A 26664-nucleotide genomic window follows, 5' to 3' on the forward strand; every position below is an offset into this window, starting at 1 on the left:
TTTCGATCCACAGATCGATCTATAACAAGGAGGGAAGTATGCTGGGAATAAAATTATCTAAGACAGATCTGGTCCGTGAAAAGCTGGAAGTTCCGGTTGCCGATATGAATGCTGGTCAGGCGGAACGGGATGTTCGCATTGCACGCCGTCTTTCAGGCAGCGGACTTGTCCGCGAGAACGCTCTGTTTACAAAAGCAACCTCGATATATTCACGTGCCCGTCGGCGTGAATTCACTCGTTCTTCATCGATAATCTAATAAGTTACAGATGAATTTTCAGGGATGTGATTGTGCTCCGTTAAGCTTGAGCAGTCACATCCTTGAATCTATACGTAAGAGGATCGCAACATTCTTTACTCGCTGGAACAAGAAAAAAGCAAAGGAAAACGGCGAATTGAAATTTCGCCGTGAGGGTATAGTTCTATCTTTTATTGGTGGCCAGGGACGGAATCGAACCGCCGACACGCGGATTTTCAGTCCGCTGCTCTACCAACTGAGCTACCTGGCCGTGATGTGGCCGCCCTCAATGGGCGAATTTTCTACTTTACGACCGAGCATCATTGATGTCAAATGAGGCGGTGCGGCAAGACCCTGTCTGAGAGTAACGTTAAGTTGAGAATGTTGACAAAGCGGGAGGCATCGCTATAATCGGCGTTTAGTGGCTGATAATATTGGCCGCACATACTTTGAAAATTATTGCCTGCCCGTGCCGGTTTGAACGCCGTCGCTGTCCTCCGGAGACGCAACCTTCAACCCGGCACAGCCATTTTAAATTCGATCTCAAATCGAGGTATTGATGAAAAAAGTCATAGGTTTATCATTTCTTCTCTCCTTTTCGTTCGTGTTATTAGCTGCGTGCGGAGCATCAGTTGAGACAAACTCGAATATGCAGAATGGCGCCGGCTTAGGTCCGATCAATATAAACGGCGCAAATCTGCCGCCCGGTATTTCAAATGCACCTGTGATCTACAATAGTAAGGATTCCAATGGGGCAAATGTGGTCATTCCAGGAGCGACGCCGACGCCCGGTATCCCCGATCCAGCTAATGTGAACGTAAAGATCAAACCGGGTGCGACACCGACCCCGGGAATACCTTCACCAGAAGAACTTCGCCGCCAACTGCAGCGTGGAGTTAACGCAGCTCCGGCGGGTAACGTCGTTACTGGGCAAGCCGCAAATGTGACCTCTACGACCAGACAGGACGCAAATGCAAACGGCCCGCGAACCGTTCGCAAGCCGTAGTATTAAATGAGATAGATTATGGATGCTGCTCCGTGGGTTTATGCCGGTGCAGCCTCTGCTTTAGCGAATCCAAGAGAGACTTTAACGTCGTTCTCTATCTGGCCACGAAGATCTGTGTTCTCTTTGAGCATAGCTTTGACATTCTCACGGCCCTGCCCTAGCCGTTCGCTATTGTAAGAGAACCAAGCCCCACTCTTTTCTACGATGTTTCTAGCTACGGCAAGATCGATCAAGTCGCCTTCACGACTTATACCTTCGCCGTACATTATGTCGAACTCGCATTCACGGAATGGCGGGGCTGACGCGATGAAGGTTAAATTCACGCACAAGGAATTCTCGAACAACCCCGAACGCCAGTATGAAAATTGGGCAACGCCCAGAGCGGCGGTCGCCCTTCTGAAGGAATTGCACGAATATCCTGAAGATAATAACGGTGAGATCGTCGCCCCGCCGCGGATACTTTCGTCAGAGGATGTCAAATTTCTTCGTCGCCTGATGACTGAGACGCCGACCGGCCCGAATCGCCTCAAAGGCGAATTGCCAAAAGGTGTCGTTGTGATCCATAAGACCGGTACTTCAGGCACGGTGGATGGTAAAACCGCAGCGACGAAGGATATAGGCCTTATTCAGCTCCCGGATGGACGATATTTTGCTATCGCCGTCTTTGTTGGTGATTCCACTGCCGACGAACAGACGCGCGAAGCCGTCATTGCCCGCATTGCCAAAGCTGTCTGGGATGATTGGAAAGAATAGCTTTCTCGCTGGTTATTTAAGCTGTTCTATCTGAACAAAGGCGTGACCGAACGGATCGGACACGCCTTTTAGGTTTACGGAACAGTTCCCCGAAAGACATCTGATCAATCCTCGTCATCGTGAGCACGAACACGGCCGGCGGCAACGGCTTCGTCGATGACCTTTTGGGCAAGATTATGCGGGAGTGGGTCGTAATGCGAGAACTGCATATGGTAAGAACCGCGTGCCTGCGTTACTGAATTGAGCTTCGACTGATAATCGAGCATTTCGGAGAGCGGCACTTTCGCCTTGATCACCTGCTGTTTACCACGCATCTCCATCCCGCCTACCCGGCCGCGCCGTGAATTCAGATCGCCCATTATGTCGCCGGAAACTTCCTGCGGAGTGAAGACCTCTACATCCATTATTGGTTCGAGTAATGTTGGCCGTGCTTTTTCCATTGCGGCCCGATACGCCTTGCGTCCGGCAGCTTTGAACGAGTGTTCATCTGAATCTACCGTGTGGTAGCTGCCATCTATCAGCGTTACGCGAAAATCGACCATTGGATAGCCTGCGACGTAGCCGGACTGGGCTGCTTCGAGGATCCCTTTTTCAACCGCAGGACGGAAATTTTGTGGGATAGCCCCGCCAAAAATCTTATCGACAAACTCGAATCCGGCTCCGCGTTCAAGCGGTTCGAAAATACATTTGCAATCGCCAAATTGTCCGCGTCCGCCGGATTGCTTCTTGTGGCGGCCTTGCACCTCGACCTGGGCCGTGATGGTTTCCTTATACGGAACCTTAGGTGGGTGAAGAGCGACCTCTACGTGATAACGGTTCTTAAGCTTGTCCACAACGGTCTCGATGTGGAGCTGGCCAGAGCCAGAGAGGATAAATTCTTTAGTTTGCGGGTCTCGGTCGAAATGAAGCGATGGGTCTTCCTCGAGTATTTTATGCAATGCGACGGAGATCTTTTCCTCATCGGCCCGTGACTTGGGCTCGATGGCGAATGCGATGGCGGCCTCAGGGTATTCGACCTTAGGAAATACTATAGGCGATGCCTTATCGCAAAGTGTGTCTCCGGTCTGAGTTTCCTTTAGTTTCACGACGGCGATAATGTCGCCCGTCTGGGCCTCGTTTACCTTATCGAGCGTCTTACCTTGGATCACGTGAAGGGAGCCGAGCCGTTCCTGAGCGTCACGTGTCGAATTGAACACGGTGGCGTCTGCTGCGACCTTGCCGCTAACAACCTTCATCACGTTAATACGACCCGCGAACGGATCAGCGATGGTGCGAAAAACGTATGCAGAGAAAGGTTCATCATTGCTGTATTTTCGCGTGATGCGCTCGCCGCCCTGATCGGCATCGGTAAAGCCGTACTCGGCTTCGTGGGTTGCCGGATTCGGCGCAAATTCAACTATGTGGTCAAGCAAGATCTGTAGGCCGACAAGATTGTTAGCCGAAACGGCATAGACCGGACAAAGCTTGCTGTTTGCGATGGCTTTTGCAAGATTCGGATAGATATCCTCTTCAGGAAGAGTTCCGTCCGAAAAATATTTCTCCATTAGCGCATCGTCTGATTCTGCGACGAGTTCGATCAGCCTTTCACGTGTGCGGTCAAAAATGTCTTTGCCTTCCTCCGGAAGCGGCACCTCTTTGGCCTTGCCTCGGTCGTCGAATTCGTAAGCTTTTTGATGAACAACATCTACAACGCCTTTGAAATCTCCTTCCTTTCCGATCGGAAGCGTAAAGGGAACTATGGAACGGGCAAAGCTGGAGGTTGCGGTTTCGAGTGCGTGGCCGAAATCGGCGTGTTCTTTGTCGATCTTATTGATGACCATGAACCGCGGCAGCAGGAATTCATTTGCATATTGCCAGGTTTTTTCGGTCTGAACCTCAATGCCGTGCACACCATCAACCACGACCAAAGCGCAGTCTGCAACACGGAGCGCAGGCCGTGCGTGTGCGACAAAGGCCGCATATCCTGGCGTATCTATAAGGTTTACTTTTGTGTCCTTATATTCGAGGTGTGCAAAGTTGTTGTTGAGCGTGATCTTTCTTTCGATGGAATCTTCTTCAAAATCTGTAACGGTCGTGCCTTCATCGACCTTTCCCCAGCGTGTTGTTGCTCCGGCGACGTGGAGTAGGCTGGACACTAGCTGGGTTTTACCCGCGTCGCCGTGTCCAATGACAGCCAGATTCCTGAGATTCTCAGTGGTAAAAGCTTTCATGTTCGGCAAGTTCTCCTTTTGGTTGGATTTGGCCTGACGAACCTTTGCCCGCGGATGGCGAGAGCGGAAAAAGATAGTTCATACGGAAAAACGAATATCCCAGGAAACATCTTCCGCTACTCTCGGACACAGATTGTAGGTAAGAACTAAATTTAACGACTTTGTAAACGCTTGGCAAGCATCTCCCGCTCTTCGTGGTTGGAGGTCATCGACTCAAGTTCCACTAAATGTGTTAACATTCGTCATTATTGACCATAAGAGAATTTGGGTCTTTGATCGAAACACTCGGCCTTTTTAGCGAGATAACAAGTCGATCTACTGATTCTAACAAGACATCGCTCCATGCTATTCAGAATGCTATTTGTGGGCTGCAGAGAGAGTAAAAGCGAGTAGATAGATATCTTAGGATCGGCTCATATCTCGGCGGTAGTATTTAGTCGCACCTTTTGGATGAGCGGTAATCTCGCATTCTTTCGATAGATAAACGTCCGATGATGCAGCCCGATGCGGGAGGTTTCAATTGGGGTTATCTAAACAATTCCACCGACCGGATGCTCAAAAATCTTCGAAAGATCGATCCCAACGCGGTCGATAAGATCGCAATAATAGATGGCTGAACGTTAATTCTCGCTTGTTGGCGGCAATGTCAGTCAATAGCATAGAAGTTAGGATAGTGCATATACCGCAAATTCTGTTTCGGGCTTCGTCTTTTATTATTCCTGCATCATATTAATTTGATGTGGGAATATAGTCGCTTTTAGGTTGGAAAGGTCCATACGATGAAAAAGTTTAGGTTAAAGGATCATTTGTTCGCTTTAGTGGTGGCGGTATCTCTTGTTTTCGGAAGCATACCGATTTTTGCCCAGTCGGACCTCGTGCCGGTCAAGGATATAACGGGCGGGTCGAGCGTATTTGTCTTACGTGGTGGTATCAAGGCTGCCCCGAAGACATACGTTTCTAAAGCGAGAGCGAGCCGCACTAAGGAGCAGCGTAATGAAGCAACAAGGCGCGTTAGCCGACAGTATGTTGAACTTGCGAAAGTTGCCCCACGGCGTGATCGCACAAATGCTGTAAATCCTGATCGGCTACCGGACATCCGGAGAATGCCGGCCGCGGAGGCGTCAGTAATGTTTGCCGGTGTGGGGGAATATTGGGTCGATCGCAATGATTATAAACAGGCCGCCGAATTCTTTGACGAAGCGTATCGGCTCGATAAAACAAATAACGTAGCGCGGCTCGGATTGAGTGAAGCTCTTGCTTTGATCGGAAACGAAGAACTTGCTCAGGATAATGTCCCCAGCGCACGGTCGCGTTTCCGCGAGGCTCTCCAGTTCAATGACAAGAACGCGCCGGCATATTTTGGCCTTGCCGAAATAGCAGCCGCGGCAAATGATGAAGAGGTCGCCACCGAGAACTATGAGAAGGCTCTTTCGCTTGATAAGGATCTAACTGAGATATATGTACCGCTCGGCATCTTGTATTACCAGCAGGGACAGATCGCAAAGGCCGAAGATCTGTTGGTGAAAGCGATAGCTAAAGATGCCAACAATGCACAAACGCAGTTCTTTATTGGCCTTATTCGCTTCGCGCAGAATAACAACAATGCGGCGATGGCGGCATTTGAAAAGGCGAGAAGCCTGGATCCGAGCTACGAAGAAGCTTCATATTACATCGGTGAGGTGCATTCGCGACTTGAGCGTTACAGCGAGTCCATCCCTGAATACAGGAAAGCGATAGCTTTACGGGATAATTATTTTGAGGCATGGTTCGGCCTTGCGAATGCTCAGTTCGAACTTGGTCAGTACCAGGACGCGATCGCGTCTTACAACCGGGCACTCAGGTTGCAGAACACGAATGTTGAAGGCTACATAAATCTTGGTGATTCTTATCGCCTGCTCGGCCAATACAATGATGCTGAAGCAAATTACAGCATCGCGACGAGCTTTATGGAGCGAACGCCGGATCAGGATAAGACCGAACTCGCTGAGGTTTACAGCAAGATCGGTTATGTGATCGCAAAGCAGTGTGAGATCGATCGGGCCAGAAATCGCGCGTGCCGGATGGCCGGTTCGCTGACTGCGATGGAGAAAGCGGCCGCGCTGGATTCATCGGTTGTGAGCAACGGGAATCTAGGTTGGGCTTATGCACAGGCCGGACGCGAAGATCTTTACAACAACCGACAGGACGCGGGACGAGCGAAGCTTACGCGGGCTAAGGAATTGCTTGAGCAAGCTGCTAGTTCGGGCGGGCCGAATGCCGAAGGTGCTCTTCTTAACCTTGCCGGTGTGCACAAAGCACTTGGTGATAATGTCGCTTCGGTCAACGTTCTGAAGCGTGCGGCAGACCTAAATTCGCGGTCACCGTTCGTTCTTAAAGCAGGGAATTGCAGAAAGCCGCCTGATACCATGCCTCGGCGTAAGATGCGTCGAGTTCGGCGGCCTTTTCGAAGAAAGGAAGAGCACGGGCATAATCATCACGCGAAAGCTGTGCGACGCCCTGTGAATAGAAACGTTCCGCGGTCGCACGTTTGTTCTGTTGGGTCTCGACGGAGAGCGATGCAAAAGAGCGTGCTTCACCGACGCGAAGCTGCAGGATCCGTTCAGCAGGAACCGCAAAATTAAGACTTTGGCCTTCGGCAGCCTGAAGTGTAGCAACACCGATGACCTGGCCGATCATGTTCACGACCGGCGATCCGGATGAGCCGGGCGAGATCGGAGCAGTTATCTGAATTATTCGTCCGTAGCCCGCAATGTCTCGAACCGCCGAAACTATGCCATTCGACACGCTTCCCTCAAGGCCAAAAGGATTTCCGACAACCACGACCGATTCACCTTCCTGAGGCACTGTGCGCACGATCGGGAGCGGCCTTGCCAATTGAGGCGGAATATCCACCTGAAGCATTGCAAGATCGCCTTCACCATCAATCGCCAAAACGCCTTTGACCGGAAATTTTCTGCCGTCCGAGAGATGTATCACTACGCGAGCTGAACGCTCCAGAACGTGGCGATTCGTTATAACACGGTCATATCCGGTGAAAAAACCGCTGCCGCGCGAGATGGTCTCGCCGCGGACATCAAATGTTTCGATGGCGACTGCGGAAGGTTTTATGCGGCGGACAAGCTCGGGAAGATATTCCTGTGCGTGGGCTGACATAGCTCCTACGAAAGGAGCGACCATCAAAACCACAAAAAAATATCGGGCAATGAAAAACATCGCGAATGAGATCTATCTCATTCGCGATTATATTAGTTTCCGCTTTGCCGAACAAACTATTTTCTCTCGCTGGTGTCAACGGGTGATGCCGTTGCCGTCAAGTGCTGCATAAACATCTGTGCTATAAAGCCCGAGCCAGGGATCGCTGTTCGGTGTTTTGAAAAGGTCGGCATAAACACGTTGATTGAACCGGTCAACGTCGGGCGAGGTTGCTTCATAGTTCAGCCATTCGTAGATCTTAAGGTGATAGACAACGTCATTCCGTGTCGTATCCAGAGCGATGTATTCCTTCAATCTAGCCAACATGGAGCTAAACTCGGCAGTCGTCCGTCCGGTGCCGCGAACCTGCCGGCGGATGAATTCAAGGCTTTCATTGCTCAAACGGATGTTCGGCGAGTATGCGGCCGCGAGTTTTTTCCAATCTGAGAATTGGAGCAAAGGCTCGAAGCGAGCGAAATCATCGTATCGGCGGAGCAGCGTTATCTCATCGGTCACGAACATCTTTGCGACCGCGATCGGTGCGGCACGAAATGCCTCTGTACCGGTTTCCGGTTCCGTAAGTTTGATGTCTTGCTGCTTGATCGCATTTTCCCGGCGTTCGCGTATGCGGTCAAAACTTAGGCCGCGATACCGTCTTATTGCAAGGGACTTTCGGTCCGCGGAATAGCCATCGATAGCGTCATTGACCTGTTTGCCCTGTTCCAGATAGATCAAAAATGCGGCCGGGCTGTAAATCCCCGGGAGCCCATCGATGATACGCCCGTCCTCATCTAGTATGTAGTGTATGGAATTGCCCGTAACTGTGCGCTCTATCTTTCGTCCGTCGCCAAAGTCGATGGTGATACGCGGTGCCGGGCGGACGGAGCTCCAATGCAGCACGTAATTGTTCTTTAAGAATCCGGATAGCTTAGGATCCGCATAAAGTAGAGCGCGAAAAAGACGGCTGTTCGCGCAAGAAAATTCCTCATTCAAATTTCCAAGCAAACGCAGTGAGAGTACAGGCCTGTCCGTTGCCGCTGCCAGTTTTTGTGCGGCTACCAGATCGGTGAACCAATACAGTCCGGATGCATACGCATCCTTTTGCATCGCCACCTTGTCCAATGCACCAGAAACCCGCAGCCATTCTTCGGTCGTTTCGCCTGACCTTGAGAATTCCGCTATCTGCTGTGAATACTTGGCAAAAAGCACATCCAGCCCCGCCTGGCCTTTCGCCCGCAATTCAGATATAGCGGCTTCTGCACGCTCGCGATCCGGCGAGGTCGCACCTGCAGCCAATTGTTCAAGATCCGATGTTGCCAATGCAGACGCATATAAGAATAAAAGGATAAAGACTGCGGCCACAGATCTTGTTAGAACCATTTTCTCTAAATTGCCTCCACGCGGATAGAACGTAACCGTTTTGAGAACTTGCGGATTATTTTGGTTGCTTTTGCCGATTTGAATTCAAGGTGTTATAAAATGCGGTCATGCCAAAAAAGATCGCTATAGCCGCCGACCATGCCGGCTTTGACGAGAAAGAATCTATAAAACAAACACTGAAAGAACTTGGCATCGAGTTCGAAGACCTCGGTACGGATTCACACGAATCGGTAGATTATCCCGATTTTGCCAGGAAGGTCGCGGAGAAAGTTGCCTCGGGCGAGGTCGATCAGGGGCTTTTGGTCTGCGGATCGGGCACGGGAATGGCGATCTCCGCGAACAAGGTAAAGGGAATTCGAGCGGCCGTCGCCTGGAAGCCGGAGATAGCTCGGCTTGCCCGCGAACATAACGACGCGAATGTTCTTGCTCTTCCCGGTAGGTTCACGACACCAGAAGAGGCGGCTGAGATAGTAAAAGCTTGGTTTGCTGCGGATTTCGAAGGCGGACGCCATGCCCGCCGCGTGGAAAAGATCGAATCTTAGATGGATCACCTATCGGCGGTGAAAATATGAAGAATTCACAATTCCCTGAGATACCGCTCGAAGCCTGGCGTCCGACCAAGAATACTCTCCATCTCTATTGCCAGATCGTCGGCAAGATACGGCTCGGAATGCATCCGCATTTGAATCATTGGTGGCACGTTCCGCTGTATGTAACTCCACGCGGGCTCTCAACACATACGATACCGTTTAAGAGCGGTAACTTTGAGATCGAACTTGATCTTTGCCAACACCGCCTAGTGATCAAGACCAATACAGGACGACAGGAGGATTTTGGCCTTTACGATGGCTTGACCGTCGCCGACTTTTACAGCAGCGTCCTTGCCAATCTTGCAAAGCTCGGTATCGAACCAAAGATCAAGCCTATTCCATACGAAGCACCATCGACGACACCTTTTCCCGAAGATATCGAAAATAAGTCTTACGATAAGGAATATATTGAACGGGCACATCAAACGTTGGTCATCGTCGATGGTATATTGAACGAATTCAGAGGACGCTTTCTCGGCAAATCAACTCCCGTTCATATGTTCTGGCATAGTTTCGACCTGGCGTTGACGCGATTTTCCGGAAAGCGGGCACCTGTTCGTGAAGGGGCGAACCGGGTGGAACGCGAAGCGTATTCACACGAAGTGATCAGCTTCGGTTTCTGGTTCGGAGATGACCGAGTTCCGGATCCGGCTTTCTACTCATATACTGCGCCAGAGCCGGAAGGCTTGGCCGCTGAGCCGCTTGCTCCTGCTTCGGCCCAATGGGCTGAGTCAAACGGGGGCCATCTTGCACTCTTGATGTACAGGGACGTCCGAACCGCAGAAGACCCACATGGAAGAATTGTAGAATTTCTCGAATCCGCCTATCAGGCGGGTGCAAAGCGAGCCGGCTGGAGCATCTCCGAGTTTTCAGCTTATTGATCCCGATGCGAAACCTGATCTCCGCACTTATCCTTGTGTCATTGACGATGTCGGGGGTAGTTGGCGGCGTTTTCTTCATATTTTCAACGACGATAATGCGCTCGCTTGCTGCAAGGCCCGTGGAGGAAGCGGCAGAGACGATGAATGAGATCAATCGAGTCATCGTTCGCACACCGTTCATAGCTTTGTTCCTTGGCAACTCGCTCATCTCGATCCTTCTGATAGGGTTAGGTCTCTTAGATAGTGCTGTTCCGGGCCGATGGTTGGTGGTTTCGGGCGCATCGTTTTACCTGGTTGGCGGGTTTCTGGTTACAATAATATTCAACGTTCCGCGAAATAATGCCCTTGTCGCGGCTGATCCCGGCGATCCGGTCGCGGCAGGTCTGATATGGCAAACGTATCTTCGCGAGTGGACGTTTTGGAATCACATTAGGACAATTGCCTGTATCGCATCAACAGTTTTACTAGCGCTTTCGCTGGTCAAAAGGTAGGTTCAGGTCACATTTTTACATGGAGGTTGATATGAAGTTTGGTATTTTGTTTTTTGCTCTTGTCATACTCACCGTCACAGCTTTTGGCCAGGGCCAACAGGGCCCAAGTTTGAAAGTCCCGATCTTGAGTCCCGCGACCGAGATCTCACAGGAAGTTGGGCTTACCGAGGTAAAGCTTAGCTATGCACGCCCAAGCGCAAAAGGCAGAAAGATATTTGGCGATCTTGTTCCTTTCAATGAAATATGGCGGACCGGTGCGAATGCTTCTACCAAATTGACCTTCACCGAAGATGTAAAGATAGCGGGGAATCCGCTGAAGGCCGGAACCTACGCACTATATTCCATCCCTGGCGAGAAGGAATGGACGATGATCATTCATTCTAACCTCCGTCATCGCTCGCTTGCAGGTAATGTTTATAAACAAGACGAGGATGTTTTCCGATTTAAGGCGGTCCCAACAAAGACTGCCGGCTTTGTCGAGACTTTTACCATCGCATTTACGGACATCACTTCCCATTCGCTTAATGTGTCACTTTCCTGGGAGAATACCGAAGTAAAGTTCCCGATCGAATTCGACGTCGATTCGCGCATAGCTGCCCAGATCGCTGAACTTGAAAAAGCTGAAGGCGGTATGAGCGCGATGAATTATTTCCTCGCTGCCGAGTACAACTTTCACAATGACAAAGACCTGGATCAAGCCCACCGCTGGATAATGACGGCTCTTGAAAAGAGTCCTAAGAATTCAAGGTTCGGCCTGCTCCGCGCTCGGATACTTCATAAAGCGGGCAAGAAGGACGAGGCTCTGAAGGTCATTGCCGAGGCAAATGCCTGGGCACGCGAGGCAAACAACGCCAACTACACCGAACAGACCCCCACGGAACTGCGGTTTTCGCTGTTGCCCAATACCAATCGCCTGCAAATTATTCCCTTTGTCGAAGCAGGCCACGGCTGGAACAATGACACTCCTGATCCCGATCCCGATACACTCGTCAGCTTGGGTCTGGGCTTGCGCTGGCTGATTACACCGGATTTATCGGTCCGTGTGGATTATGGCTTTCCTTTAATTGATGTCGAAGACGAGGGTAGTTCATTGCAAGATAGTGGATTATATTTCTCGGTACGTTACCAACCGTTTTAAAGCATCTGTTTAGAGGAGCATCTTTATCATGGCAAAAGATCCAGGCGATACACTTAAAAATGCATTCAGGTTGAGCATTGGCGACAAACCTCGCAACTTCTCAAACCAGATTGGTGGCAGCGATAAGCGTGACCTGTTTCGGATTGTGTTGGAGCGACGTAGCAGCCTCAATTTGGCTCTGACCAGGTTAAAAGCGAATGCAAATCTAGCTTTACTGGATAGTCGAGGCAAAAAAGTGATTGCTCAATCGCGTCGAGCCGGCAAACAAAGTGAATCGATGGTTGTTTCTCTGGAGGCAGGCACTTATTATGTTCAAGTGACGCCGGGGCGTGGTCGAGCCAAAACACGCTACCGTTTGACGGCCTTTAGCGGAAACACCGTTCCCGTCCTGACGCTCAATACTGGTCTAAGTTTAAACCGGGGTGGCTCGGTTGCGATTGGCGCGAATGCCCTAAAAGTGACCGATGCCGAGCAAAGACCCAACGAGGTTATTTATACGCTAACCAGTTTGCCACAAATTGGCAGCTTACAGCTCAATGGTGTGATGTTAGGCGCAGGTAGCCAATTTACTCAAGCTGATATCGACGCCAATCGCTTGAGCTATACGAGCTTTGGGGTAAGAACCCAAATAACAAATAATGCTGTCAATGAGTTATCTGAAGGAGTGGATGGAGCAAATATCATCTGGAATCAAGGCAACAACCTAGGCCAAATCTTTAACGGCTTTTTTGATCGCAGTCAGATTACTAGAGCTTTCTTCTACAACGGTAACACCGGAATAACGACCCCATTGAAAAATCCGAACACAGTTAGTGAAATTGTCCTAGGAATTTCTGGTTCAAATGCAGTCTGGAATGGAATTGACGGCAGTGATATTGAAGTGTTTTTATACAATGGTACAACAGGGTTATCTACTCAGCTAACTAACAACATAGTGGATGATATCGCCGCCGGGATTTCTGGATCCAATGTGATTTGGAATAATTTTGATCAAAATTTTGTTTTTAGAGCATTCTTTTACAATGGAACTACCGGACAGGTGACTCAGTTGCTTCATCCCAATAGCATCAACGATCAAGCGATTGCTATTTCTGGTTCTAATGTGCTGTGGAGTGGTTTTGATGGTAATGACTTAGAAGTATTTCTCTATAACGGTACAACATCCATTCAGCTAACCAATAACAATGTTGATGATATTCCAGAGGAAATTTCTGGTTCTAACGTAATTTGGAACAGCATTGAAAATAATGCAAATAAAGCTTTTTTCTATGATGGTAGTACTGGACAAATTACTCAATTGACAACCCCTGGAAGCACGCAGCAAGCCGCAGTAGGAATTTCTGGAGATAATGTGGTGTGGAGTGCGCAAATCAACGGCACCTCGGAAGTCTTTTTGTATAATGCTTTAACTAGGAGAAGCACAAGATTAACAAACAACGGAGTTAATGACGTGCCGCTTGGGATTTCCGATACCAATGTTGTGTGGGGCACAGAGCAAGCAGGAGTGACGCGACTATTTTTCTACGATGGTGAAGGCACTGTCACACCCATTACTGATCCGAATATCAGGGCAGCCTTCGGTGGTATTTCTGGCTCTAGAGTGGCTCTTACTATATCGCAATCAGATGGCACAGACCCAGAAATCTACTTCTACGATCTCAAGAATTTTGCTCCTACCGACAGCTTTAATTTCACCGTAACCGATCAGCAAGGTAGCATAGAAGGAACCTTCCAATTCACGATTAGTTGACCTTTTGGTACTCAACAAGAGCATTGAATCATGGCAATGAGTAAACGGCGCAAGAAGCATATTACTGGTTTTAGGAGGCTAGTGATCTTTCCGATTGGGCTGTTTGCATTCAATCCGGCTGCTATTGCTCAGATTACGCCAGATACGACTTTAGGTAATGAAGGCTCTAGAGTTATTCGAAATGTAAGAATTCGCGATCTTGAAAGTGACCGTATTGATGGTGGGGCAAGACGAGGGGCTAATCTTTTTCATAGTTTTGAACAGTTTGATGTGCCAGAAGAACAGGGAGCCTATTTCACAAATCCATCTGGGGTTCGCAATATTTTTAGCCGCGTTACAGGAGGCAATCGCTCAGAGATTTTGGGTCAGCTTGGTGTGATTCAGGCTGGCTCCGACAGCATTTTGGGAAATGCAAATTTATTCTTCATGAACCCAAACGGCATTCTATTTGGCCGCAATTCTAGATTAGATGTAGGAGGGTCATTTATTGGTACAACGGCTAATACCATTCAATTTGGAGAAGATTCTTTTAGTGCGAGTAATCCAACGGTGCCTTCACCACTACTAACTGTCAATCCGTCTGCACTTTTGTTTAATCAAATTACTGCTCAAGCAACTGATGGAATTGAAAGTCGAGGATTTCTTTCTGTTCCAACTGATCAGAGTTTGTTATTAGTGGGAGGAGCGGCTGGCCCAAATCTGGCCACTAGAGGTGTTGTCATCAGTAATAGCGCTGTACAAGCTCCAAATGGTCAAATTGAAATTGTAGGCTTTTCAGGACTGGGCAACTTAGGGCTAAATTACACGAATACTGTTCCATACTTAGGAGCGTTTCCAAAGGCTGCGGCAAGATCAGATGTAGCTATTGAGAATTCTACGCTTGACGTTTCTGGGATGGAAGGTGGAATAATTCGAATTGATGCTGAGAATTTGAGGTTGGCTGCTAGTACCTTGCTAAGCAACTCCAGTCAAGGGAATTTTTCAACTGAGATGCCAGCATTCGTTCAATTGGATGCCAATCAAAGACTTGAAATCATCAAAAGTGAGATTGGTAATTTGTTGCTGTCTAATTTGTCTGGTGGCAGTAGCATCAGTATCCGAGCTGGATCGCTGGCTGTGAGAGATTCTCGTTTAGAGACAAGTAATTTGGGAGCAGGAAGGGCAGGCGACATCACTCTGCTGATTCGAGGGGAGGCTCTAATTGATGGTGCAACGACTCGTCTCAGAGCAGCGGCAAGTGGCAATGGTGATGCAGGAGATATTCAAATTCGTGCCCGATCGCTGCAAGTAACCAATGCGGCTCGATTGACCACCAGCACATTTGGCCAAGGTAATGCTGGAAATATTACTGCCACAATTGCAGAAAATCTTGCGCTTGAGGGGTCTGGTCCGAACCGCAGAGGTGGCGGACTTTTTAGTTCGGTTGAACGTGGAGCTAACGGAAATGGAGGTAATATTCGCATTCAAGCCAGATCATTATCAGTACAGGGTGGAGCTGGCATCTTGACTCGAAATAATGATGGTGAAGGACGTGCCGGAAGTATCACCCTTGAAATTAATGGCACTGCCTCTTTTGACGGTACCAGTACTGATTCCAATCCAATTCCGAGCGGAGTTTCTTCTGAAGTTACCGATGATGCCAGCGGCGATGGTGGCAATATCACAATTTGGACGGGTTCCCTGCTGGTGACAAACGGTGCTCAGTTGAGTGCTACAACTAGTGGACAGGGCAATGCAGGTCGTTTAGTTATCCTTGCCCGTGATCGAGTGATCTTTGACGGCATCAATTCCAATCAGGCTGGCAGTGGTGCTTTTACTGGAATCAATCAACTAGGTGCAGGTAAGGCTGGGAATCTCAGAATCTCGGCTAATGCCTTATTTGTAATCAACGGTGCTCAACTTTCCTCAGGTAGCTTGGGGCGTGGCAGTGCCGGTAACGTGGTGATTTCAACAGGTGATAGGGTTGTTGTTCGCAATGGGGGCACGATCTTCAGTAACTTGGGCGCAAGGGCAGTTGGTCGCGGTGGTGATATTCGGATTACGACTGGTGTTCTAGAGATATCCGACGGGTCCCAGCTACGAACCGACACCTTTGGGCAGGGTCCAGCGGGCAACGTGGTCATCCGCGCTCGGGATTCGGTTGTGCTGAATGGCTTAACTCAAGAGTTTTCCAGTAGCATCTTCACGATTGCGGCTCCGGTTGCCGATGGGTCAGGAGGTAATGTTGAAATTATGACTCCACTATTACGAATCTTGAATAATTCTGTTATTAATACCAGCACTGCTAACGCTAATGCAGCAGGTCATATTGTTATTAGCGCTGATGTGGTTCAATTAGTAGATGGTGGTCAACTGGTTACAACGACTTTAGGAGATGGACGAGCTGGCACTATCGACCTGACGGCAGACACGCTGGTTCTCTCTGGACGGAATCCTGCCTTCCGATCTCGTTCTAGTCAAGCAAGACAGGACATTATTCAAGACGATGGTAGAAGTGGTTTATTTGCTAGTACGGGTGAAAACTCTAGCGGCAATGGCGGCAATATCATGGTAAATACAATCTTTTTGGAGTTAGACAACGGAGCGCGGATTTCGGCTCGCAGTCAGGGAAGTGGTATTGCTGGTAACATCAATGTTAATGCGAATGGAGCAATTGTGATTACAGATAGCGATATTACAACCTCTGCGGCAAACTCCTCAGGTGGTTCAATCAACTTAACAAGTGAGCGAATTCGTTTGCGAGGCGATGGTGACATCAGAACCGAAGTGGTGAGTGATGTAGGGAATGGTGGTGACATCACTCTTACAGCCGATTCCGTTGTGGCTTTTGATGATAGCGATATTCTAGCCTTTGCGGGCAACCAGGGGGGTGATATTAGCTTTAATACACCCGCTGTTTTCTTCGAGGGAGGCCGCCAAGCTGTAGCTGCATCCAGTACGGCTAACCTTGATCAAAATAATCAGGTGAATATAAACGCAGATGGAACATTATCGATTGGAACGGAAGTCAAAACATTCTCACAACTGAAGATTTTATTGTGGGTTTGGTTGAGGGACTGCAAGAGGAAGTAGGGGATGCTTCGGCTGCCACGATGTATACGATTGGTTGCGAATGGGGTCAAAAAGATGCTTTCTTCTTCGAAAAATGGTTTGAAAAAGAATTTGATCAAAACATCCGCCAAACCAATTTGCTATTTCTATTGGAAACCTGGTGGTGGCCCTTCACCGCTCAAGGCTGGGGGCGCTGGGAAGTTGACATGGGCGATCGCAAGCAGGGGTTTATGTTCATCAACATTTTTGACTCTGCCGTGGCCCGCACCCTAGGTGATGTCGGTAAGCCAGTTTGCTATCTCTATGCTGGTTTGTTCGCTGGATTCTTTACTGAGTTAGTGCGAAAACAGCTAAGCTGCATTGAGATTCAGTGTTACTCAATGGGTGAAACCTACTGTAAGTTTTTGCTGGGCGGACAGGATCGCATTGATGCTGCTGCCTTTTGGATGAATGAAGGGGCAACAGCCCGCGATATTGAAAAACGTCTACGAGCTGGTGAGGTCTTACGATGAATCAGGCTGCCCTTCTCCAGACTAATGGTGCGGCTGCCCACCCTCCGCAGACTTGGCTGAAACAAACGGTGCAGCAGTTTTTTGGCTCGATCAATTGGGAGGATCAGCCGCCAGAAATCCAGCATTTGCGTCTAGTAAATGCCCAAACCGAACCCCAGCCCCTCAGTTTATTCTTAACCGTAGACCAGTTCTTTAGCGCCTTTAACTGGGCTGGAGATGGCACCATACCCACGCCTCAACCCTTAATCGAGCCAACGCCTAATTCAGAATCGAATGGGTTTACGCTGGAGGATTTTTCCGATTTGTTCTAGTGCGATTTGTTCTAGTCCGCTTGAGTGAGATTCGTACTGGCTAGCATTAGCCTTTTCTCTCCGCAGTCCATCTTTGCCCTTCTACGCTTATGCATCCACAACTTGCCAGTATTTTTGATGAAGCAGAAAATCGCTATCTCAAAGTTGAAGAGCTGAAGCTGATTAGCCAATATGTTGCTTCCATGCCAGAGCGGTTGGACACCTATCGCAACCTACGAGACCGCGAGCTGGAGATTATGCAGGCGGTTGTTGACCAACTGCAAGCCGCTCTACCTGAGGAGTCGGAAGAAAATTTGGAACGCTGTATCAAACATGCACTGCTGATGTTGCGCTACTGTGCGTTGAGTTTATTGATCAACGATGAGAGCTTGATTCAGAAACGGTTTTTGGATTGGGTGGGGCCGCTGGCACAAGCTTACGATACAAAGACGATTGACGCAAAACTCTACCGCCTATTGAACCAGCAATTGTCGAAAATGTTGACGGCCAAGCAAATGGGCTATCTCAGTCCTGGTTTGGCGTTAGCGCAAGAAGCGTTGTTGTCCCAAGCGATGAACCCCGCTAATGGGCGACGTTGAACTGGGGCGTAGAGGTTTGAGATGTATAGTTTTTCCTGGTTTTTCTAATTCCTATGATTTCTGTTGCTGATCTTCTGACAAACAACCGAATTCCGGGTAACTTCTATGCGCCTGATGTTTATGTCCGGGGTGACCTAGAGGTAGGTCTACTGGAAAACCGGCAGGGTGATCGGCTGCTGGCAGTGCCAGAAACCTTAATTCAGGCGATCTATTCGGGGCTAGACAAAGAGACCGGTCAAGCCGCTCGGCTGGTTTTGTTTAACTGCGGCAAATGGTGGGGCAAAAGTTTCTATACCCGCTTTTGTGAACAAATCAGCGGCTACTATGGGACACCGCTTGCCAATGTTGCCATGATCGAATTCCTGCAAGCTTTGCAAGCCTGTTGGATCGCCCATGGCTGGGGCCAGATCGATCTGGATCAAACCTATCAGCAGCGGGGATTCTTGATTGTAAAAACCTGGAATTCTGCCTTTGCGCGGCTGGCTCCTAGCCAAAATCAACCGGTCTGCTATTTAGAAGCAGGAGCCTTGGCCTCTTTCTTCAGCCGACTTACGGGTAGAGAACTGCACTGCGTTCAAACTAGCTGTGAGTCGATGGGAGCTGACTGTAATCGCTTTTTGCTGGGACTGCCGCAGCGGCTAGAGCCGGTGGAAACAATGGTGACTCATCTAGACCACGATGCCATCATGCAGCAGATGTGCCAGTCTGGGCTATGAGTTGCTGAGTGGGTTTGAGGCTTTGCAACTAATGCCTTAAAACCTCTAATTTCGAGAATCTTCATAGCGAGGCACAATAGAAGAAAGCACGCGCGAGTCGGTTCTTGAGAGTAGAGAGGACATGCTGCTCTCGCCCTGGATCAATAGCTTCTACAGGTGTTACATCCATCAGAAACCGAAATAAAGCGTTCCAAGTATCGCCTGCTAGGTCTGATTGGGCAGGGACAGTTCGGGCAGGTATATTGTGCAGTGCATCGCCTGACTGGTCGCTTGGTGGCGCTAAAAAGTTTAGCTCATGAACGGTTCCCAACCCATAAGTTTCTGCGGGAACTGCGGTTTCTGTTAAGTTTGCAGCATCCCAATATTGTTACTTGTCAAGCGTTGGAGCATACAGCAACCGGGCGCTATCTGGTAATGGACTACTGCGAAGGCGGAACCTTGCGAACATTGATGACTGAAGAATCCCGTCTAGCCGCGCCCTACAGTTTGAAGATCGTGGCAGATGTGTTAGCAGGGTTGGAGCATGCCCACAGTCGCGGTATTGTCCATTGCGACATCAAACCCGAAAACATTTTGCTGCATGTGCATACGGGCGGTTGGACGGCTCGGATCTCGGATTTTGGCATTGCGCGTCTGAGTCGCGAGATTGTGCGGCAGGATGGCAACACGGGTTCACCGGCCTACATGGCTCCAGAGCGGTTTTATGGTCAATATTCGGTAGCGTCGGACCTGTACTCGGTCGGGATTTTGCTGTTTGAACTGCTCGCTGGCTATCGGCCATTTTCCGGCACTCCGGCTCAACTAATGTCGGCCCATCTAAACACTCCCCTGCAGCTACCGGATACCATTCCGAGTGTTTGGCAGCCATTAATTACCCAAGCCCTACAAAAGCTACCGGCTCGCCGGTTTCATTCCGCTAGTGAGATGCTAACCGCAATCCACACGATTGCTAAACCAGAAGCCTCAATCGACTCAGCAGAGGCATGGATGGATTGGTCAACCGCGCCAACGCCTTTGTTTTTTACAGTGGAGTTACCCCCTGAGTGCCAGTTCCAGCCGCAGGAGCAAACCCCACTCAAGCAAAAAATTACGGTTCTTGCCGTTGCCCAGCCAGAAGACACGGTGCCTGCTGCTCCACCTGCCAACTGGACTGATGCCACTGCTGCCTCTTGGGTAGTGTACCAAGCTGCTGGACACCAGCTTCAGCAGGTAAGAGGCCGTTTGTTGGCAACATCAACTGAGTCGGAACAACCGTTTCAGCCTATTGCTACAGTCAGTGGAGAACCCATTGAGCAACTATTGGTACGGCCTCAGGGGTGTTTTGTGGTGACAGCACAAACAGTCCAACTGATGCCATTGGCCTCGATCAGCGAGGGTAGCATGCCGCTTCAGCCAATTGCCGTTTGGCCGCAACCAAGTCGAGTTGCGATTAGCTCAGACGGAAGCTGGCTAGCGGCGATAGTTCCTTCAGTAGGTGAAAGCCACTTGCACTGGCAACGGATCGCAGAACGCCCCAATTTTGCCGTTGCTTCCCAACCTGTGGCTTTGCACCTGCCGGATGTACAATCTGTAAGCTTGTTGCCCTTGGACTTGCGCCACTTAGCAATTGCTACGACTAACCCTCCAGCTTTTGCATCCGACTCTTCCAGGCAGCAAGCTTCCGGAACCACGATTCGCGTTTTTACTCGACGCGGCGCGTTGCTCGGTTCGCTGCCTCTAGCTGTGCGCTTAGAAACAGTAATTCTCACTGCTAATCCCTATCAATTGCTGGCAGCCGATGCGGATCATACCGGGGCCTTGTTACTGATTGATCTCAAACCCTATCGCATCAAGCGGCTCTGGGTGGAAATTACTCCTGCTTTTTTAGCGGTAACAGGCTGGGGCTACATTGTGGCCGAAACCGCTGGGCGAATTGTATTTCTGGATCAAGAAGGGCGACAGATTGGCACAATCCATAGTCCGGCTGCGATTACGGCTATCGCAACAATGCAAGGAGATAGATTGCTGATTGCTACCTGGGATCACGATCATGGTGCTCTCTGCCGCTTCGATCTGCGGGATCTCGGTTTGGATCTGGTGTTTTAAGCAAATCTAAGTAAACCAATTTAAGCAGAATAGCTGTAGCGCAACATCACTCGCTGCAAGACTGTCTGTAAATCGGCGGCAGCCCGGCTAAAATCTTCTCGCCCTTTGAACTGATCCAAGCGGCAAAGCACCTTGCCCTGATCAAACAGCATCACGGTGGGTAGGGTAGTGAGTTTGTGAGCGCTGGCCAAGCGTAGATTCTCATCTGCATTAATACTCACGAGCTTAATTTGCCCGCCCCATTCAGTCTGAAGCTCTGCCAGCATTGGGTTTACTAGACGACAGACCCCGCACCAAGGTTCCCAGAAGCTAACTAGAACAGGTGTTGATGATGCTAAAACTTCGTGTTTAAAGGTCAGTTCGTTAACTGCTAGTGCCATGACACCTCATTTATTTTATAGAGTTCTTAATGCTCGCTTTGGGATCATGCTACCAGCCTATGCTGCCTGACGCACGAATGATTATTGGATGTGCCCACCAAAATAGCAGGACAAACAAGGCGATCCCAAGATAAGCAGGACGCAGAAACTCCTTCCACTCAAGGGTTTGCCGCCCCTGCAAGATCGCTAAAAAAGGAATGACCGAAGTGCGAGATTTCAAGATTTCAAAGGATTCACCGTAACGGGCGCGCCAGCGTCGATCGCCATGCCAAACGGCAAACAGGTGATGCAGGATCAAGCCAGCTGAAGTCACAACCATGAAGCTGGTACCAATCCAGAGCAATTTGGGGAATTTAGTTGCCATAAGTCCTAATTGAAGTTCTCAATTAGCTAGTAGCGTTTCAGAGTTCAGCCTCTAGTCTACCGGACTGGAAAGGATGGACCTAGACCACATCCCATCGATTTGCTTTTGATTTTCAGTGGAAAATCTTATCGTCGGCTATGGCCTAGAATCCACCGTCCAGCATCTAGAGAGAAGAAGCAAAGCAACTAGCCGCCTACTGCAATGATCCGGGCTAGGAAGAACGACCAGGTCGTAACAATTCCTCCCAGGAGGTAGTGAGCGACGCCCACCGCACGGCCCTGAACAATGCTCAGAGCGCGAGGTTGAATCGCAGGAGCCACTCTCAGTTTATTGTGTGCCCAAACAATCGATTCGATCAGCTCTTGCCAGTAGCCGCGACCGCTGAACAGGAACATCAAGCTAAAGGCCCAGACGAAGTGCGCACCCAGGAACAGAATGCCATAGGCAGACAGAGCTGAACCGTAGGAGCCAATCACCTGAGCTGCTTGTGCCCACAAGAAGTCGCGCAACCAGCCATTGATGGTAATAGCGCTTTGAGCGAAGTTACCGCCCGTGATGTGAGAGATCGTACCGTCTGCGTTCACCGTACCCCACACATCCGATTGCATCTTCCAACTGAAGTGAAAAATTGCCACCGAAAGGGAGTTGTACATCCAGAACAGTCCCAGGAAGACATGGTCCCAACCAGAAACCTGGCAGGTGCCACCCCGTCCCGGACCATCGCAGGGGAAGCGGAAGCCCAGATTTGCCTTGTCTGGAATCAGACGCGAGCTACGGGCAAACAGCACGCCCTTGAGCAGAATCAACACCGTCACATGGATCGTGAAGGCATGGATGTGGTGCACCATGAAGTCTGCCGTACCTAGCGCAATCGGCATCATGGCGACCTTTCCACCAACTGCAACTACATCACCACCGAAGGCAAAGCTAGCAGGAGCCAAAGCATTCGGAGCAGTGTTGCCAGGGGCGAGGGTGTGGATATTTTGAATCCACTGAGCAAACACCGGCTGGAGCTGGATCGCCGTATCCGAGAACATGTCTTGAGGACGGCCCAACGCCCGCATCGTGTCGTTGTGGATGTACAGACCAAAGCTGTGGAAGCCCAGGAAAATGCACACCCAGTTGAGGTGAGAGATGATGGCATCGCGATGACGAATCACCCGATCCAACAGGTTATTCACGTTCTTGGCCGGATCGTAATCCCGCACCATGAAGATGGCACCATGCGCGCCTGCCCCAACGATCAGGAAGCCACCAATCCACATGTGGTGCGTGAAGATGGACAACTGAGTCGGATAATCCGTTGCCAGATAGGGGTAGGGAGGCATCGAGTACATGTGCTGGGCCACAATGATGGTCAAGGAACCCAGCAAAGCCAAGTTGATGGCCAACTGCGCGTGCCAAGAAGTCGTGAGGATCTCGTAGAGACCTTTGTGGCCCTCACCAGTGAAGGGACCTTTGTGATTCTCCAGAATTTCCTTGATGCTGTGGCCAATGCCCCAGTTGGTGCGATACATGTGACCAGCAATCAAGAACAGCACCGCAATCGCCAAATGGTGATGGGCTGTATCCGATAGCCAGAGGCCGCCCGTCACCGGGTTAAGGCCACCCTTAAAGGTAAGGAAATCAGCGTATGCGCCCCAGTTGAGGGTAAAGAATGGGGTCAAACCCTGAGCAAAGCTGGGGTAGAGATCAACCATCAACGACTTGTTGAGAATGAATTCGTGGGGTAAGGGAATATCCTTAACAGCCACGCCTGCATCAAACATTCTGTTGATTGGCAGCGAAACATGAATCTGGTGACCTGCCCAAGACAGAGAACCCAGACCCAGCAGACCTGCCAAGTGATGGTTCAACATGGACTCCACATTTTGGAACCATTCCAGCTTCGGAGCACGCTTATGGTAATGGAACCAGCCTGCGAACAGCATCAAACCAGCCATAACGAGACCGCCGATTGCTGTGCAGTAGAGCTGAAATTCGTTTGTGATACCGGCAGCCCGCCACAATTGGAAGAATCCAGAGGTTACCTGGATGCCGTGAAAGCCACCGCCAACATCTCCATTCAAAATTTCTTGACCAACAATGGGCCAAACCACCTGGGCACTCGGTTTGATGTGCAGGGGGTCAGCCAGCCAAGCTTCATAGTTTGAAAACTTAGCGCCGTGGAAGTACATGCCGCTTAGCCAGACAAAAACAACGGCTAAGTGACCGAAGTGAGCGCTGAAGATCTTACGGGATATATCTTCTAGGTCACTGGTATGACTATCGAAATCGTGAGCGTCAGCATGCAGGTTCCAAATCCAGGTTGTCGTTTTCGGACCTTTAGCTAAGGTACGGTCAAAGTGACCCGGTTGCGCCCACTTCTCAAAAGAAGTTGGCACGGGATCCTTATCAACGACGACTCTGGCCTTTGGTGTTGCTGCCTCTCGCTCCCGCGAAGTAGTTGTCATTAGAGACTCTCCTCTCTCTAGACAAGGAAACGAGTAGTCCCACCCAAGCTCACTTGAATCGTTCCCTACCGGCGCATCAGCAAGATATGCAGATGACTTAATAGAACGAGGCGGAATCAGACCAGATGGGAGCGTCTGAACAATCTAGACTTTGCCCAATCTCGCTGGAGGGAACTCACCAAAACGATTGCCTAGCCTGAGATTTGCTTAAACCGAGCAATCAGAATGGCTTGGTGAGGTACTGCGAGCATTATAGAACTGTATTTCGGCCCTCTTTGCGCAGGTTAACAATAATTAAAGTGAGAAACGCTTGATTCATCGGCCTTTCAAGCAGATCATCAGCAAAAAATATCCTAACGATTGACGATAATTTACAAATCGAAATTATTGATTGCAATCATAGAAAATATCTGGACAATGCGCCTGTTCGATGCATTAAACTAATTGGTTTTGAAATTTAAGCGAATTTTAGTCTTTAGAACAAAATCAGCAATTTACCTAGAGATACTCTAGGTCTTTGATAGAGATAAATCGATTTTCAATAAGCATAGAAGAGTACGTTTCTCAAGATCTTCTTCACTAGAGTTCACATTAGAATTATTGTTAACTTTCGCAAATACGCTACTTGTGAATACCGTGAGCAAAATGTTCCAGCAGCAAACGGTGAATAAAGATGGAGCTACCACCCACTTTTTGTAAAAAGAGTCAGATGTTTGCGCTTCTGTTGCATGGTCAAGAAATCGAGCGTAGTTCCAGGGAATCAGTTTTTTGGAATACATAACTAGACACAAGGTGAAATGGCGGATGCAGGCTTGACCGCCTCCTAAAATCAGGCCGAAAAGCAGCCCAAACGAACCACAACAGGCAGCAATGGTGGTCTCGGAGTCCATCTGCTACACCGAAAATGCAGCTGACGGTCAACATGGTAATCAGCACCAGACCCAGGGAAAACCATTCTTGATGTTTTAGAAAAGTTTGATTGATCAACTCCAGAATTAGCTCCAGCAGCAGTCCATAAATCAGCCCGTAGAATAACCCTTTCACCAGTCCTCGTGCTGCCGCTCTCCAGGATCATTTCAAGGTTTCAACCGTTCGAATCGTTGTATCACCCAATCCGACAAATAGTCCTAACGGTACTCCCAAATCAACCATGCAACTAACACATCCGCAGACCATCTAAACAGTCCTCCAGAAACGGCCGCAATCAACCAGCAGGTCAGTGCCCCTATCAGTACGGCACTGATGCGGTAACCCATTTGTTCAGTTCGGGTGAGTGACCAGGTAGGTTGTAAATGCTCAATCAGAAAGATGGTTTGAGATTGTTGAACCATTTGTTGAGCCAGCCAATTCAACCAATGCACAGCCTGTGGTTGCGAATAGTTTTGCCCAGCCCGGCGGCGCTTAATGGCGTGTTCAATTTCTTCATGACAGGCCGCAGAATTGACTGAGTCAGGACTGATTAGAAAAACAAAATTGTCCGATTTCTCGATGCCTTCCTGAATTTCTTCACGCCATTTTGCAGTTAAAGGAATGCTGTCCTGATCCCACCAAATTCGCTTGTGGGACTGCGAAGGACTTGCCACAAACGACAAAAAAATTCCTTGTTTTGATGAGAATACGAGATGAATAGGTCATAACCATCCCGTTTCAAAGATGAATTAGGAGAGGAATCATTCAGCATGTTATCCCCTTCGTCTAACACTTAGGTTCCAGAGGACTAAGCTCAACTCCAGCAATGCTCATTTGTGAGTTTACTGGATTAGTCAGATGATGCAAGGTATAAAGCATTTCTGAGATTGCAGAATTAAGTTAGATGAATCCTGACGTTGATGGCGTTTAAAGCATCTACGATCCGGTTTCTGATCCTGATATAGTTCCCTAGGAACAGATTTTTCGATGTTTGAGCAGCCAGCAGGCTCAGGAGTGTGCGACGTGTTGGGGATGAACTGGCAAAAAAGGTGGTTACAAGAAAGGCCATTACAAAGGATACTGGCTGTTTTGTTAACAGCTGTCTTGGCATGGGGCGTAACAAGCTGTAGCCCACCCTCGGAGAGAAGCGGCGCAAAGGCTGGCTTGAAACCTACACGGGGACGGTTAACTGAAGTATCGCCGCCCTTCGCCATTCAAAATCTGAAGCAGGATCTGGAGATCTACCAGCCGCAGGTGAAAATTTTGAGTCCGCGGCCTAACCAGGTGCTGGAAGACACCGAGGTTGAAGTGCGATTGCAGGTCAACGATTTGTCCCTGTTCAAAGACGAAGCGCTGGAGCTGGGTCCGTATTTGCAGGTGCTGCTCGACAATCAGCCCTACGCCCAGGTGTCTGATACCAGTGAACCGCTAAAGTTGGACAATTTGACTCCAGGGACCCATACCCTGCGCGTCTTTGCCGTGCGCCCCTGGCACGAAAGCTTCAAAAACGAGGGAGCCTTTGCCCTAACTACGTTTCACGTCTTTACCCAGACGCCCGAAAATAACCCAGATCCGAAAAAACCGCTCCTGACCTATAACTACCCTAAACGCACGAAAGAACAGGGCCGCCCGGCATGTGACGACTCGCCCTGAACGGAAAGGAACATCTCAGTGATAC

The 26664-nt window shown here is 49.5% G+C and carries 24 protein-coding genes, 1 tRNA gene and 1 pseudogene; 17 read left to right on the plus strand and 9 right to left on the minus strand.

The annotated features are described in order from the left end of the window. Window positions 1-38 precede the first annotated feature (38 nt). Window positions 39-257 (plus strand): hypothetical protein, encoded by a 219-nt coding sequence (locus tag JVX88_RS10530; RefSeq protein WP_211627262.1) that lies wholly within the window; start codon window positions 39-41, stop codon window positions 255-257. A 174-nt stretch (window positions 258-431) separates the two neighbouring features. Here JVX88_RS10530 and JVX88_RS10535 read toward each other — a convergent pair. Continuing rightward, window positions 432-507: transfer RNA gene (locus tag JVX88_RS10535), tRNA-Phe, on the minus strand. 378 nt (window positions 508-885) lie between these two features. Between JVX88_RS10535 and JVX88_RS10540 the strand changes: the two genes are divergently transcribed. Beyond that, a complete protein-coding gene (locus tag JVX88_RS10540; protein WP_211627263.1) occupies window positions 886-1242 on the plus strand; it encodes a hypothetical protein in 357 nt (118 codons plus the stop codon). Between the two features lie 38 nt (window positions 1243-1280). Here JVX88_RS10540 and JVX88_RS10545 read toward each other — a convergent pair whose 3' ends face one another. Then, complete coding sequence (locus tag JVX88_RS10545; protein WP_211627264.1) at window positions 1281-1565, minus strand: hypothetical protein; 285 nt, start codon at window positions 1563-1565, stop codon at window positions 1281-1283. Between JVX88_RS10545 and JVX88_RS10550 the strand changes: the two genes are divergently transcribed. Continuing rightward, on the plus strand, window positions 1549-1995 hold the full coding sequence (locus JVX88_RS10550; protein WP_211627265.1) for a serine hydrolase: 447 nt from the start codon (window positions 1549-1551) through the stop codon (window positions 1993-1995). The two genes, JVX88_RS10545 and JVX88_RS10550, sit on opposite strands and share 17 nt — an antisense overlap. A gap of 104 nt (window positions 1996-2099) precedes the next feature. On the opposite strand, the gene fusA is transcribed toward JVX88_RS10550, so the two are convergent. Continuing rightward, a complete protein-coding gene (fusA, locus tag JVX88_RS10555; protein ID WP_211627266.1) occupies window positions 2100-4205 on the minus strand; it encodes an elongation factor G in 2106 nt (701 codons plus the stop codon). A gap of 491 nt (window positions 4206-4696) precedes the next feature. Here fusA and JVX88_RS40540 point away from each other — a divergent pair, with 491 nt between their 5' ends. Both JVX88_RS40540 and JVX88_RS41820 read left to right on the plus strand, forming a co-directional pair. Further along, window positions 4697-4822, plus strand: a complete 126-nt coding sequence (locus tag JVX88_RS40540; RefSeq protein ID WP_263975490.1) for a hypothetical protein — start codon at window positions 4697-4699, stop codon at window positions 4820-4822. A 162-nt stretch (window positions 4823-4984) separates the two neighbouring features. Continuing rightward, window positions 4985-6826, plus strand: a complete 1842-nt coding sequence (locus JVX88_RS41820; RefSeq protein ID WP_211627267.1) for a tetratricopeptide repeat protein — start codon at window positions 4985-4987, stop codon at window positions 6824-6826. A 37-nt stretch (window positions 6827-6863) separates the two neighbouring features. On the opposite strand, the pseudogene JVX88_RS38220 reads toward JVX88_RS41820, so the two are convergent. Continuing rightward, window positions 6864-7418: pseudogene (locus JVX88_RS38220) on the minus strand (S1C family serine protease); the annotation flags it as partial. A gap of 75 nt (window positions 7419-7493) precedes the next feature. Then, window positions 7494-8777 carry a hypothetical protein gene (locus JVX88_RS10565; RefSeq protein WP_211627268.1) on the minus strand — a complete coding sequence of 428 codons (1284 nt, stop codon included), beginning with the start codon at window positions 8775-8777 and terminating at the stop codon, window positions 7494-7496. A gap of 107 nt (window positions 8778-8884) precedes the next feature. On the opposite strand from JVX88_RS10565, the gene rpiB reads away from it, so the two are divergent. From rpiB to JVX88_RS10620, 11 genes are all read left to right on the plus strand, one after another. Beyond that, window positions 8885-9319, plus strand: a complete 435-nt coding sequence (rpiB, locus tag JVX88_RS10570) for a ribose 5-phosphate isomerase B (RefSeq protein ID WP_211627269.1) — start codon at window positions 8885-8887, stop codon at window positions 9317-9319. 26 nt (window positions 9320-9345) lie between these two features. After that, window positions 9346-10248 (plus strand): DUF5996 family protein, encoded by a 903-nt coding sequence (locus JVX88_RS10575; RefSeq protein ID WP_211627270.1) that lies wholly within the window; start codon window positions 9346-9348, stop codon window positions 10246-10248. Window positions 10249-10253: 5 nt separating this feature from the next. Beyond that, on the plus strand, window positions 10254-10739 hold the full coding sequence (locus tag JVX88_RS10580; RefSeq protein ID WP_211627271.1) for a DUF1772 domain-containing protein: 486 nt from the start codon (window positions 10254-10256) through the stop codon (window positions 10737-10739). Window positions 10740-10770: 31 nt separating this feature from the next. Next, entirely contained in the window at window positions 10771-11877 is a 1107-nt protein-coding gene (locus JVX88_RS10585) for a DUF2911 domain-containing protein (RefSeq protein ID WP_211627272.1), read from the plus strand. A gap of 28 nt (window positions 11878-11905) precedes the next feature. After that, entirely contained in the window at window positions 11906-13627 is a 1722-nt protein-coding gene (locus tag JVX88_RS10590; RefSeq protein ID WP_211627273.1) for a cadherin-like domain-containing protein, read from the plus strand. 36 nt (window positions 13628-13663) lie between these two features. Next, window positions 13664-16699 carry a filamentous hemagglutinin N-terminal domain-containing protein gene (locus JVX88_RS10595; RefSeq protein ID WP_211627274.1) on the plus strand — a complete coding sequence of 1012 codons (3036 nt, stop codon included), beginning with the start codon at window positions 13664-13666 and terminating at the stop codon, window positions 16697-16699. Beyond that, window positions 16666-17190, plus strand: a complete 525-nt coding sequence (locus JVX88_RS10600; protein WP_317134620.1) for a V4R domain-containing protein — start codon at window positions 16666-16668, stop codon at window positions 17188-17190. Before JVX88_RS10595 ends, JVX88_RS10600 begins: the two co-directional genes overlap by 34 nt. Next, entirely contained in the window at window positions 17187-17501 is a 315-nt protein-coding gene (locus tag JVX88_RS10605) for a hypothetical protein (protein WP_211627275.1), read from the plus strand. The genes JVX88_RS10600 and JVX88_RS10605 overlap by 4 nt, the downstream gene beginning before the upstream one ends. Before the next feature lie 89 nt (window positions 17502-17590). Beyond that, on the plus strand, window positions 17591-18079 hold the full coding sequence (locus JVX88_RS10610) for a hypothetical protein (RefSeq protein WP_211627276.1): 489 nt from the start codon (window positions 17591-17593) through the stop codon (window positions 18077-18079). A gap of 53 nt (window positions 18080-18132) precedes the next feature. Continuing rightward, on the plus strand, window positions 18133-18795 hold the full coding sequence (locus JVX88_RS10615; protein ID WP_211627277.1) for a V4R domain-containing protein: 663 nt from the start codon (window positions 18133-18135) through the stop codon (window positions 18793-18795). Window positions 18796-18951: 156 nt separating this feature from the next. Next, window positions 18952-20880: a serine/threonine-protein kinase gene (locus tag JVX88_RS10620; protein ID WP_211627278.1), complete on the plus strand. Its 1929-nt coding sequence runs from the start codon at window positions 18952-18954 to the stop codon at window positions 20878-20880. 20 nt (window positions 20881-20900) lie between these two features. On the opposite strand, the gene JVX88_RS10625 is transcribed toward JVX88_RS10620, so the two are convergent. The 4 genes from JVX88_RS10625 to JVX88_RS10640 form a co-directional block, all read right to left on the minus strand. Beyond that, complete coding sequence (locus JVX88_RS10625; protein WP_211627279.1) at window positions 20901-21260, minus strand: thioredoxin family protein; 360 nt, start codon at window positions 21258-21260, stop codon at window positions 20901-20903. A gap of 49 nt (window positions 21261-21309) precedes the next feature. After that, entirely contained in the window at window positions 21310-21624 is a 315-nt protein-coding gene (locus tag JVX88_RS10630; RefSeq protein WP_211627280.1) for an NnrU family protein, read from the minus strand. Window positions 21625-21809: 185 nt separating this feature from the next. After that, window positions 21810-24077: a photosystem I core protein PsaA gene (gene psaA / locus JVX88_RS10635; protein WP_211627281.1), complete on the minus strand. Its 2268-nt coding sequence runs from the start codon at window positions 24075-24077 to the stop codon at window positions 21810-21812. Between the two features lie 1127 nt (window positions 24078-25204). Then, window positions 25205-25660: a toll/interleukin-1 receptor domain-containing protein gene (locus tag JVX88_RS10640; RefSeq protein ID WP_211627282.1), complete on the minus strand. Its 456-nt coding sequence runs from the start codon at window positions 25658-25660 to the stop codon at window positions 25205-25207. A gap of 415 nt (window positions 25661-26075) precedes the next feature. On the opposite strand from JVX88_RS10640, the gene JVX88_RS10645 reads away from it, so the two are divergent. Continuing rightward, window positions 26076-26639, plus strand: a complete 564-nt coding sequence (locus tag JVX88_RS10645; protein ID WP_211627283.1) for a hypothetical protein — start codon at window positions 26076-26078, stop codon at window positions 26637-26639. Window positions 26640-26664: the final 25 nt, after the last annotated feature.

The organism is Leptolyngbya sp. 7M (assembly GCF_018128485.1).